Origin of the sequence: Pseudomonas sp. Pseusp88 (assembly GCF_047303955.1) — a bacterium.
Classification (GTDB): Bacteria; Pseudomonadota; Gammaproteobacteria; order Pseudomonadales; family Pseudomonadaceae; genus Aquipseudomonas.
Genome location: NZ_JBGLYM010000064.1, coordinates 1 through 11,223, shown reverse-complemented (window position 1 = coordinate 11,223; position 11,223 = coordinate 1). Strand labels below are relative to the sequence as shown.

General features: G+C 60.0%; 10 protein-coding genes. 7 read left to right on the top strand and 3 right to left on the bottom strand.

Features of this window, described 5'->3' with window-relative positions:
* Positions 1-138: 138 nt before the first annotated feature.
* Positions 139-1,632 carry a CoA-acylating methylmalonate-semialdehyde dehydrogenase gene (locus tag ACCD02_RS32100; RefSeq protein ID WP_413310611.1) on the bottom strand — a complete coding sequence of 498 codons (1,494 nt, stop codon included), beginning with the start codon at positions 1,630-1,632 and terminating at the stop codon, positions 139-141.
* Between the two features lie 62 nt (positions 1,633-1,694).
* On the bottom strand, positions 1,695-3,041 hold the full coding sequence (locus ACCD02_RS32095) for an aspartate aminotransferase family protein (protein WP_413310610.1): 1,347 nt from the start codon (positions 3,039-3,041) through the stop codon (positions 1,695-1,697).
* A 123-nt stretch (positions 3,042-3,164) separates the two neighbouring features.
* On the opposite strand from ACCD02_RS32095, the gene ACCD02_RS32090 reads away from it, so the two are divergent.
* The 4 genes from ACCD02_RS32090 to ACCD02_RS32075 all read left to right on the top strand — a co-directional run bounded on the left by ACCD02_RS32090 (position 3,165) and on the right by ACCD02_RS32075 (position 6,967).
* Entirely contained in the window at positions 3,165-4,085 is a 921-nt protein-coding gene (locus ACCD02_RS32090; protein WP_413310609.1) for a LysR family transcriptional regulator, read from the top strand.
* Positions 4,086-4,230: 145 nt separating this feature from the next.
* The gene (locus ACCD02_RS32085) at positions 4,231-5,613 is read left to right on the top strand and encodes a uracil-xanthine permease family protein (RefSeq protein ID WP_413310608.1); all 1,383 of its coding nucleotides are present in this window, start codon (positions 4,231-4,233) and stop codon (positions 5,611-5,613) included.
* A gap of 79 nt (positions 5,614-5,692) precedes the next feature.
* Positions 5,693-6,355: a TetR/AcrR family transcriptional regulator gene (locus ACCD02_RS32080; protein ID WP_413310607.1), complete on the top strand. Its 663-nt coding sequence runs from the start codon at positions 5,693-5,695 to the stop codon at positions 6,353-6,355.
* 18 nt (positions 6,356-6,373) lie between these two features.
* Positions 6,374-6,967: an IMPACT family protein gene (locus ACCD02_RS32075; RefSeq protein WP_413310606.1), complete on the top strand. Its 594-nt coding sequence runs from the start codon at positions 6,374-6,376 to the stop codon at positions 6,965-6,967.
* A gap of 143 nt (positions 6,968-7,110) precedes the next feature.
* Here ACCD02_RS32075 and ACCD02_RS32070 read toward each other — a convergent pair whose 3' ends face one another.
* A complete protein-coding gene (locus ACCD02_RS32070) occupies positions 7,111-7,467 on the bottom strand; it encodes a hypothetical protein (protein ID WP_413310605.1) in 357 nt (118 codons plus the stop codon).
* Between the two features lie 31 nt (positions 7,468-7,498).
* On the opposite strand from ACCD02_RS32070, the gene ACCD02_RS32065 reads away from it, so the two are divergent.
* From ACCD02_RS32065 to ACCD02_RS32055, 3 genes are read left to right on the top strand one after another with little or no spacing between them, the layout of a single operon-like run.
* Positions 7,499-9,070, top strand: coding sequence for an ABC transporter ATP-binding protein (locus tag ACCD02_RS32065; protein WP_413310604.1), 1,572 nt, complete (start codon positions 7,499-7,501; stop codon positions 9,068-9,070).
* A 10-nt stretch (positions 9,071-9,080) separates the two neighbouring features.
* Positions 9,081-10,181 (top strand): ABC transporter permease, encoded by a 1,101-nt coding sequence (locus ACCD02_RS32060; protein WP_413310603.1) that lies wholly within the window; start codon positions 9,081-9,083, stop codon positions 10,179-10,181.
* A complete protein-coding gene (locus ACCD02_RS32055; RefSeq protein ID WP_413310602.1) occupies positions 10,181-11,107 on the top strand; it encodes an ABC transporter permease in 927 nt (308 codons plus the stop codon). Before ACCD02_RS32060 ends, ACCD02_RS32055 begins: the two co-directional genes overlap by 1 nt.
* Positions 11,108-11,223: the final 116 nt, after the last annotated feature.

Genomic DNA, 11,223 nt, shown 5'->3' with positions numbered 1-11,223 from the left:
AGTGGGGCGAATTATAGATAGATTCTGAGGGGCGTCAAGCGATTATTTCAGGAAGCTTCAAGTTTCTGGCTACAAGCTGCAAGAAGGGCCAGGAACACCTGCTTGCAGCTTATAGCTTGAGGCTTGCAGCTGCTTCCCTCAGAGACTCGGAAACGCAAACTGCGATGCCTCATGGCTGGCTCGTTGCGGCCAGCGTTGGGTAATCGCCTTGCGTCGGGTATAGAAGCGCACGCCATCCGGACCGTAGGCATGCAGATCACCGAACAGCGAACGCTTCCAGCCGCCAAAGCTGTGGTAGGCCACCGGCACCGGCAAAGGTACGTTGACGCCGACCATACCCACTTCGATTTCATCACAGAACAGCCGCGCCGCTTCGCCATCACGGGTGAAGATGCAGGTGCCGTTACCGTATTCGTGATCATTGATCAGCTGCATGGCCTGTTCGAGGCTGTCGACGCGCACGATGCACAGCACCGGGCCGAAGATCTCTTCTTTATAGATACGCATCTCGGGGGTAACCCGGTCGAACAGGCAGCCGCCCAGGAAGAAGCCTTCTTCATTACCGGCAACACTCAGGCCGCGACCGTCGACCACAAGGGTCGCGCCCGCCTGCACGCCATCTTCTATATAGCCACTGACCTTGTCGCGATGCTGGCCGGTGACCAATGGCCCCATGTCCAGGCCGCACGTAGTGCCTGCGCCAATCTTCAGCGCCTTGATCTGCGGCACCAGCTTGGCCACCAATGCATCGGCAATCTGATTGCCTACACAAACGGCCACCGAAATCGCCATGCAGCGTTCGCCGCACGAACCATAGGCCGCACCCATCAGGGCACTGACCGCGTTATCCAGATCGGCATCCGGCATCAGCACCGCATGGTTCTTCGCCCCGCCCAATGCCTGGACACGTTTGCCACGGGCAGCGCCTTCTTTATAGATGTACTCGGCGATCGGCGTAGACCCGACAAAACTCAGAGCCTTGACCTCTGGCGCCTCGATCAGTGCATCCACCGCAGTCTTGTCGCCATGCACCACATTCAGCACACCCTTGGGCAAACCGGCTTCATGCAGCAGTTGAGCGATCAGCAACGTCGAGCTAGGGTCACGCTCCGATGGCTTGAGGATGAAGCAATTGCCACAGGCAATCGCCAACGGATACATCCACAGCGGCACCATGGCCGGGAAGTTGAACGGGGTGATACCCGCCACTACACCCAGAGGCTGAAAGTCAGACCAGGCATCGATGTTCGGGCCGACGTTGCGGCTGTACTCGCCCTTGAGAATTTCCGGCGCAGCACTGGCGTACTCGACGTTCTCGATGCCGCGCTTGAGTTCACCGGCCGCGTCTTCAAGCGTCTTGCCGTGTTCTTCGCTGATCAACTGGGCAATGCGCGCTTCGTTCTGCTCCAGCAGTTGCTTGAAACGAAACATGACCTGGGCACGCTTGGCCGCCGGGGTGTTACGCCAGGCCGGGAAGGCGGCCTTGGCCGAATCGATGGCCTGCTGCACGGTTTCCCGGCTGGCCAATGGCACTTTGTGGATCGCCTGACCGGTGGACGGGTTGAACACGTCGGCAGTACGGCCGTTGTCGCTGACCAATTGGCCGTCGATCAGGTGCTGGATGTTGCTCATGAATAGAACTCCAAAAGGCGCGACATTCATCGCGCCTGGCTTAATCGATAAGGTTGGGTCGGTCAGTCGACCTGATTGATCGCTTCGCCTACGGCGTCGAACAAGCGGTCCAGATCCTCGGCCTTGCTGTTGAAGGTTGGCCCGAACTGCAGGGTGTCGCCGCCAAAGCGGACATAGAAGCCGGCTTTCCAAAGTTTCAGGCCGATCTCGTACGGACGCACGATGGCGTCGCCATCACGGGGTGCCAGCTGGATCGCGCCGGCCAGGCCGAAGTTGCGGATATCGACGATGTGCCTGGCGCCTTTCACGCCGTGCAGCGACTTCTCGAAGTGCGGAGCAATTTGCGCCACTTGCTGCACGAGGTTTTCCCGCTGCAACAACTCAAGTGCCGCCAGACCCGCTGCGCAAGCCACCGGGTGCGCGGAATAGGTGTAGCCGTGGGGAAATTCGACGGCATATTCCGGCGTCGGCTGATTCATGAAGGTCTGATAGATCTCGCTGCTGGCAATCACCGCGCCCATGGGGATGGCGCCGTTGGTGACTTGCTTGGCGATGCACATCAGGTCCGGGGTCACGCCGAAACTGTCAGCGCCGAACATGGCACCGGTACGACCGAAACCGGTAATGACTTCGTCGAAGATCAGCAGGATATTGTGCTGATCACAGATTTCACGCAGACGCTTCAGGTAACCCTGAGGCGGCACCAGCACGCCAGCCGAACCGGCCATGGGCTCGACAATTACGGCAGCGATGTTCGACGCATCGTGCAATTCGATCAGCTTGAGCATCTCATCGGCCAGGGCGATACCGCCCTGCTCCGGCATACCTTTGGAATAGGCGTTGCTGGCCAGGAGGGTGTGCGGCAGATGGTCGACGTCCATCAGTTGACCGAACATCTTGCGGTTGCCGTTGACGCCACCCAGGCTGGTACCCGCGATATTCACACCGTGATAGCCACGGGCGCGGCCGATCAGCTTGGTCTTGGTCGCCTGGCCTTTCAGACGCCAGTAGGCTCGCACCATCTTCACGGCGGTGTCGGCGCACTCGGAGCCGGAGTCGGTATAGAACACGTGATTGAGATTGCCCGGCGTCAGCTCGGTGATCTTCTCCGCCAACTGGAAGGACAGCGGATGGCCATACTGGAAGGCTGGCGAGTAATCGAGCACGTTCAGTTGTCTGGCTACCGCTTCCTGGATTTCCGTGCGCGTATGACCGGCTCCGCAAGTCCACAGCCCGGACAGTGAATCGTAGATCTTGCGACCCTTGTCGTCTGTCAGATAGCTGCCATGAGCGGCAACGATCAGGCGCGGATCACGCTGAAAACTGCGATTGGCGGTATAGGGCATCCAGTGCGCATCGAGTTTCAGCTGGCTGGCCAAAGACATATCGGACGATTCGGGCATGTTCATCGGAGCGATCCTCGCAGGATGTAAGCGGTTCATTGAATAAAGCTTGATTGCAGCCAAGTTGCCACGGGAATAAAGTCCGTAAAACCCAACTTTTAAGATCTTCAGTCAGGCAACCACTAAACAATGAATAGCCGTCGTCCCGATCCACTGGCACAAGTCAGCGATTTTGATATCCGCCTGCTGCGCATCTTCCGCAGCGTAGTGGAGGCGGGAGGCTTTTCTGCCGCAGAAAGCGCCCTGGGCATTGGCCGCTCGGCCATCAGCCAGCAGATGAGTGATCTCGAACAGCGTCTGGGCCTGCGCCTGTGTCAGCGTGGCCGCGCCGGGTTTTCTCTGACGGAAGAAGGTCGCGAGGTCTACCACTCAGCCTTACAGTTACTCAGTGCCCTGGAGAGTTTTCGTACAGAGGTTAACGGCCTGCACCAGCACCTGCGCGGCGAGTTGAATATCGGCCTGACCGATAACCTGGTCACCCTGCCCCACATGCGCATCACTCATGCCCTGGCGCAATTGAAAGAGCGCGGCCCGGACGTGCATATCAATATCCGCATGATCGCGCCCAACGAAGTGGAACAAGGCGTACTCGACGGCCGCCTGCATGTCGGCGTGGTGCCTCAGGCCAGCGCGCTGTCGGGATTGGAATATCAGTCCTTGTACAGCGAACGCTCGCTGCTTTATTGCGCGGTGGGCCATCCACTGTTTTATGTCGATGACGCGCAGCTGGACGACAAGCGCCTGGCCGATCAGGACGCCATTGCCCCGACCTTTCGCTTGCCGGGGGAAATCCAGGCGCACTATCAGGCACTTCGCTGCACCGCCAGCGCCTCGGACCGCGAAGGCATGGCATTTCTGATCCTGACCGGACGCTATATCGGATATCTGCCGGATCACTACGCGACATTCTGGGTCCAGCAAGGGCGCCTGCGTGCGCTGAAGCCGGCGTCACGTTTCTATGACCTGAGCCTGGTCTCAGTCACGCGCAAGGGCCGTCGCCCTCATTTGGTGCTGGAAAGTTTCCTGAACGCCCTGGCAGCGACACGCTAGGTCATCACAGAATTAAATTTAACCATCGCATCTTTATGTTTTTAATAGAAATAAAACCGAACAAGGAAAAATAACCTGAGCACATGGACAGCTTTTTGCAGATGTTCGGGGTAACTCCAGCCGACATCACACTCGAGAGCACGACATGCAACCCGACGCCTCACCCGAAAGCGATCTGATCTACGGACTGAACGATCGCCCGAAACCCGCCCCGGCCTTGTTGGCAGCCTTGCAGCATGTGCTCGCCAGTTTCGTCGGCATCATTACGCCACCTCTGGTGATTGGCTCGGCCCTGGGGTTGGGCGCCTACCTGCCCTATCTGATCAGCATGGCGTTGCTGGTCTCGGGTGCAGGGACATTCATCCAGGCCCGTCGGCCGTTCGGCATAGGCGCCGGGATGATCTGCCTGCAAGGCACCAGTTTTGCCTTTCTCGGCGCGGTATTGTCAGCGGGCTTCATGGTCAAGCAACGTGGTGGTGGCCCGGAAGACATCATGGCGATGATCTTCGGCGTGTGCTTTTTCGGCGCGGTGGTGCAGATCGTCCTCAGCCGCTTCATTGGTCAGTTGCAGAAGGTCATCACGCCGCTGGTGACCGGCATTGTCATCACCCTGATCGGCGTCAGCCTGATCAAGGTCGGTGTCACTGACCTTGGCGGCGGCTTCAATGCCCCGGATTTTGGCGACCCGCTCAATCTGGCGCTGGGTGGTTTCGTGCTGTTGGTGATCATTCTGCTCAACCGCTCCAACACCCCGTGGATACGCCTGTCGGCAATCATCATCGGCCTGCTGTTGGGCAGTCTGGCGGCATGGTTCAGCGGTAAACTGGTGCCGCAATCCATCAGCAGCCTGCCGTTGATCAGCGTGCCGGTGCCGTTCAAGTTCGGTTTCAGTTTTGACTGGGGCGCTTTCCTGCCGGTCGCGCTGATTTATCTGATCAGCACCATCGAAACCGTCGGCGACCTGACCGCCAACTGCATGCTCTCGCGCCAGCCCATCAGCGGCCCGAGCTATATCGACCGGCTCAAGGGCGGCGTGCTTGGCGATGGCGTCAGTTGCCTGTTGGCCGCCACCTTCAGCGCATTTCCCAACACCACTTTCGCCCAGAATAACGGCGTGATTCAGCTGACCGGCGTGGCCAGCCGTTATGTCGGGCTTTATATAGGCGCGGTACTGATCATCCTCGGTCTGTTCCCCATGATCGGCGCCATCGTTCAGCAAATACCTAAACCGGTATTGGGCGGCGCCACCCTGGTGATGTTCGGCAGCGTTGCGGCCGCAGGCGTACGCATTCTGTCCCGGGCGCCGCTGGACCGTCGCAGCATGCTGATCATCGCTACCTCCTTCGGCGTCGGCCTGGGCATCGCCGCGCAACCGGCCTTGCTGCATCACATGCCCAAGCTGGTGCAGAACCTGTTCGACTCGGCCATTACCAGCGGCGGTATTACAGCCCTGTTGATGTCGCTACTGTTGCCGAAGGAAAAGGCGACAGCAGAGGAAGAAATTTCCGAGCCTGAAGGAGCTAAATAACGCAAGCAACGCTTGTCGGATTGTTGCGGGTGCGCTATCAGTGCATCCGTCGCACCCTATGATCTGTCCGGAATCGCCCATGACCCTCGAAGTCCCAGCGCACAGCAATCAATCCGCCAAGCCCGCCAGCCGCATTCGTCAAAAGAACGAGCAAGCGATCATAAAAGCTGCTGAAGACGAATTCGCCCGCCATGGCTTCAAAGGCACCAGCATGAATACCATCGCGCAGAAAGCCGGACTGCCGAAGGCCAACCTGCATTACTACTTCACCAACAAGCTCGGGCTGTATATCGCCGTGCTGAGCAACATCATCGAATTGTGGGACAGTACCTTCAACTACCTGAGCGTTGAAGACGACCCGGCAGAAGCCCTGAGCCGTTACATTCGCGCCAAGATGGAGTTTTCCCGCCGCCAGCCGCAGGCTTCGCGGATTTTCGCCATGGAGATCATCAGTGGTGGCGAGTGCCTTAACGAGTACTTCAGTCAGGATTACCGCACCTGGTTCCAGGGTCGTGCCGCCGTGTTCCAGAGCTGGATCGACGCAGGCAAAATGGACCCGGTCGACCCGGTGCACCTGATCTTCCTGCTGTGGGGCAGCACCCAGCATTACGCTGACTTCGCCACGCAGATCTGCCAGGTCACCGGCCGAGCGCGCCTGACCAAGCAGGACATGGACGTGGCAGGCGACAACCTGATTCGTATCATTCTCAAAGGCTGCGGACTCACACCGCCAGCCCCGTGACCCCAGCTGGAACCGAAGATGCCGTTTACCCTGCTCGGCTCTTGCGAATTTCGCGAAGAAATCCGCAAGAGCCGTTTCATCACCCTGGCCGCGCCGATCAACAGCCCGGCCGACGCCCAGACGTTTATCGAGCAAAACAGTGACCTCGATGCCACGCATAACTGCTGGGCCTGGAAACTGGGCGCGCAGTACCGCAGCAACGATGACGGCGAACCGGGCGGTACGGCGGGGCGACCGATTCTGGCGGCCATCGAGGCCCAGGATTTCGATCAAGTGGTGGTACTGGTCATCCGCTGGTACGGCGGCATTCAATTGGGCACCGGCGGCCTGGCCCGGGCCTATGGCGGTGGCGCGAATAAATGCCTGCAGCAGGCAGAGCGTCGTCCGCTGATCAATCGGGTGGCCCGAGAGCTGGAATGCAGCTTCAGCGAGCTGGCCCTGGTCAAGCTGCGAGTGGCTGAAATCAACGGCCTGGTACAGTCGGAAAACTTCACGTCCAACGGTGTAGAGCTGTCGATTGCCATCGGCCCGGAGCAGGTCGAAGCCCTGCAACGCCAGCTTGCCGACCTGAGTCGCGGCAGGATTATTCTGCACGAATCCACTGCGGACTGAATTGCCCACACCTGCTGTGCACCCGACTGTGGATAAGCTGAGCACATTTGGCTGCGGCCCTTGCGGGACATGACTTACAGGGCGTTGATTATTTTTTGTTCACATTTCCCTGCACAGTAAGAAATCGCCATCAAAACAGCGTGTTAACCGTCTTTATCGCCTCTCGATACTAAGGCGCGCCTGCTTATATCGGGCTTTTTCCCTTGCACACAATTACTGTGGAGCAACCTGTGGATAACAGGTGCAAGGGTAGCGGAAGGGCTTGAGGTATGGCGCTTGTCAGCGGCTGTATATTTTTTGTACAGATCGATGATCCATCTTGAGTCTTTTGCCTGAGTTTTCGCCCTGATCTGGTGCCGTCCAGATGTTGTGAAATCTGTGGGGCCGGCTTTAGCCGGGAAGAGGTATTCCCGGCTAAAGCCGGTCCCAGAGGATGACGTCATTTGCGAGGCATTTAAATCAAAAAACCTGACCCACTGGCCAGCTTTTTGCTTATTCATGCCGCGACCCATTTCACGATCAGAGCCTGTCATGTCAAACCTTGGGACAAACCCGCGCCTGCAACTGCGCAAAATCAGCAAGCAATATCCGGGTTGCCTGGCCAATGATGCCATTGACCTGAGCATCCAGCCCGGTGAAATCCATGCCTTGCTGGGGGAAAACGGTGCGGGCAAAAGCACGTTGATGAAGATCATCTACGGCGTGACCCAACCCGACTCCGGTTCGATCATCTGGCAGGGCAGCGACCTGACCATGCGCAATCCGGCTCAGGCGCGCAGCCTGGGCATCGGCATGGTGTTTCAGCATTTCTCACTGTTCGAGACATTGACTGTAGCGCAGAACATCGCCCTGGCCATGGGCGCCTCGGCGGGCACACCCAAGCAACTGGAGCCACGCATCCGTGAGGTCTCCCAGCGTTATGGCATGGCGCTGGAGCCGCAGCGGCTGGTGCACAGCCTGTCGATCGGCGAGCGACAAAAGGTCGAGATCATTCGCTGCCTGATGCAGAACATCCGCCTGTTGATTCTCGATGAGCCGACCTCAGTACTGACGCCTCAGGAGGCCGAAGAACTGTTCGTGACGCTGCGCCGCCTGGCCCATGAAGGGTGCAGCATTCTGTTTATCAGCCACAAGCTCGGCGAAGTGCGCTCGCTGTGCCATAACGCGACCGTGCTGCGCGCGGGCAAGGTGTCGGGGCATTGCATCCCGGCGCAATGCAGCGATCTGGAGCTGGCGCGGCTGATGGTCGGCGATGCCGAAGGACTGGTCGCGCAGTACCCGAAAGTCACGGGCAACACTTCATTCCTGCGCGTGGAAAAACTCTCCTGGAGTAACCCCGATCCGTTCGGCTGCTCCCTGGTAGATATCAACATGCAGGTGCGCAGCGGCGAAATAGTCGGGATCGCCGGAGTCGCGGGCAACGGTCAGGATGAGCTGCTGGACCTGCTCAGCGGCGAGCAGCCCCTGCCCGCTCGTGACTCGGGCCAGATCCGCTTTGCCGATAAACACGTGGCCCACTTGCGCCCGGATGTGCGCCGTCGCCTTGGCCTGGCCTTTGTCCCCGCCGAACGCCTGGGGCATGGTGCCGTGCCGGAACTGAGCCTGAGCGATAACGCCCTGCTCACAGCATTCCAGCAAGGACTGGTCAGCAAGGGCCTGATCCAGCGCGGCAAGGTGCAGGCATTGGCCGAAGACATCATTCGTCGTTTTGCGGTCAAGACGCCAAACACCCAGACCGCCGCCCGCAGTCTCTCGGGGGGCAACCTGCAGAAATTCATTCTCGGTCGCGAGATCCTGCAAAAGCCGAAACTGCTGGTGGCCGCGCACCCGACCTGGGGCGTGGACGTGGGCGCGGCGGCGGCGATCCATCGCGCCTTGATCGCCCTGCGCGATGCCGGGGCCGCGATTCTGGTGATCTCCGAAGACCTGGACGAGCTGTTCCAGATCAGCGACCGCATCGCCGCCCTCAGCAGTGGCCGCCTCTCGGCCCTCAAGCCGGTGGAGCAAACCACCGTCGTGCAGGTCGGCGGCTGGATGGCCGGACAGTTCGACGACGCCTGCGCCCCCCCTGCGCCCCCACTTCCCGCTACCGTCATTAACTAAGGAGCCTGCGATGCTGCTTTCCCTGGAACCGCGCGGGCAACAATCCCGCGCCATGCTGTGGTTCTCGCCCCTGCTCGCCGCCGTGCTGACGCTGCTGTGCGGCTCGCTGTTGTTTATCGCCCTGGGCCTGAATCCGCTGAAGACGCTTTACACCCTATTAATCGCTCCGGTCAGCGATCTCTATGGTCTGTCCGAACTGATGGTCAAGGCGCTACCGATTCTGCTCTGCGCCCTGGGCCTGGCGGTGGCCTATCAAGCGCGTATCTGGAATATCGGCGCCGAAGGCCAATTGCTGCTCGGCGCCCTGGCTGGCAGCGCGGTGGCGGTCAATGTCATCGACATCGAAAGCCGTTGGGCGCTGGCGCTGATTCTGTTGGTCGGCACCCTCGCGGGCGCGGCATGGGCCGGGCTCACTGCCTGGTTGCGCACCCACTTCAACGCCAATGAAATCCTCACCAGCATCATGCTCAACTACATTGCCTTGAACCTGCTGCTGTATTTCGTCCATGGCCCGCTCAAGGACCCGGCCGGCATGAATTTCCCCGAATCAGCCATGTTTGGCGATGCCAGCCGCCTGCCGCTGTTGATGGAGGACGGACGGATTCATGCCGGGGTGTATTTCGCCCTGCTGGCACTGGTCGCGGTCTGGGTGCTGCTGCAACGCAGCTTTATCGGTTTCCAGATCAAAGTGCTCGGCCTGGACAAGCGCGCAGCGGGCTTTGTCGGCTTTCGCGAGAAGCGGCTGGTCTGGTTGGCCTTGCTGATCAGCGGTGCCCTGGCGGGTCTTGCCGGGGTCTGCGAAGTCACCGGGCCAATCGGCCAACTGGTGCCCCAGGTCTCGCCCGGCTATGGCTATGCGGCGATCACAGTGGCCTTTCTGGGACGTCTCAACCCGCTGGGCATTCTGTTTTCCAGCCTGCTGATGGCGTTGCTCTACCTGGGCGGCGAAAGCGCACAGATGTCGATGAACCTGCCCCAGGCCATTACTCAACTGTTCCAGGGCATGATGCTGTTTTTCCTGCTGGCCTGTGATGTATTGATCCTTTACCGCCCACGGCTCAAGGGCCGCTGGGCCAAACGCCAGATGGCGCCAGTCGCAGGAGCCGTGTGATGGATATCGATCTGCTGAGCAATATTTTCTTCGCCATGGTCCGCTGCGGCACGCCACTGTTGCTGGTAGCGCTGGGCGAACTGATTTGCGAAAAGAGCGGCGTCCTCAACCTTGGCCAGGAAGGCATGATGCTGTTTGGCGCGGTGATCGGTTTTATCGTCGCCTTCAGCACCGGCAACCTGTGGCTCGGCGTGTTGCTGGCGATGTGCGCCGGGATGCTGCTGTCCGCGCTGTTTGCGCTCGTTGCGTTGGTGTTCAACGCCAATCAGGTTGCTACGGGCTTGGCCCTGACCATCTTTGGCGTCGGGCTGTCGACCTTTGTCGGCGCAGCCTGGGTTGGCAAGCCGTTGCAAGGTTTCGAGCCGGTTGTCATTCCCGTGCTCAGCCATATCCCGCTGATCGGCCGGATGCTGTTCGCTCAGGATATTCTGGTCTACCTGTCCTTCGCCCTGTTTGTGCTGGTTGCCTGGGCGCTGCTCAAGAGTCGCATCGGGCTGATCATTCAGGCCGTTGGCGAAAACCCCGACGCCGCCAGCGCCATGGGTCTGCCCGTGCTGCGGGTCAGGACTCTGGCGGTGCTGTTCGGTGGTGCCATGGCAGGATTGGCTGGCGCCTATCTGTCACTGGCCTATACGCCGATGTGGGCGGAAAACATGAGCGCCGGTCGCGGCTGGATTGCCTTGGCGTTGGTGGTATTCGCCAGCTGGCGTGTCTGGCGCCTGCTGCTCGGCGCTTACCTGTTCGGCCTGGCCAGTATCCTGCACTTGGTCGCGCAAGGCATTGGCCTGGCAATCCCCTCCAACCTGCTGGCGATGCTGCCTTACGTAGCGACGATCGTGGTGCTGGTGTTGTTGTCCAGGGATGCGCTGCGCACGCGGTTGTATGCGCCGGTCTCGTTGGGGCAGCCTTGGCAGGCGGGGCATTAATGGTGTGATTTTCGTGGGGGCGGGGGGGGGGGGGGGGGGGGGGGGGGCCCCGGGGCCGGGCGGCCCCCCGAACAAAAACCCAACCAAAAAAAGGGGGGGGGGGGGCCCACCCCACC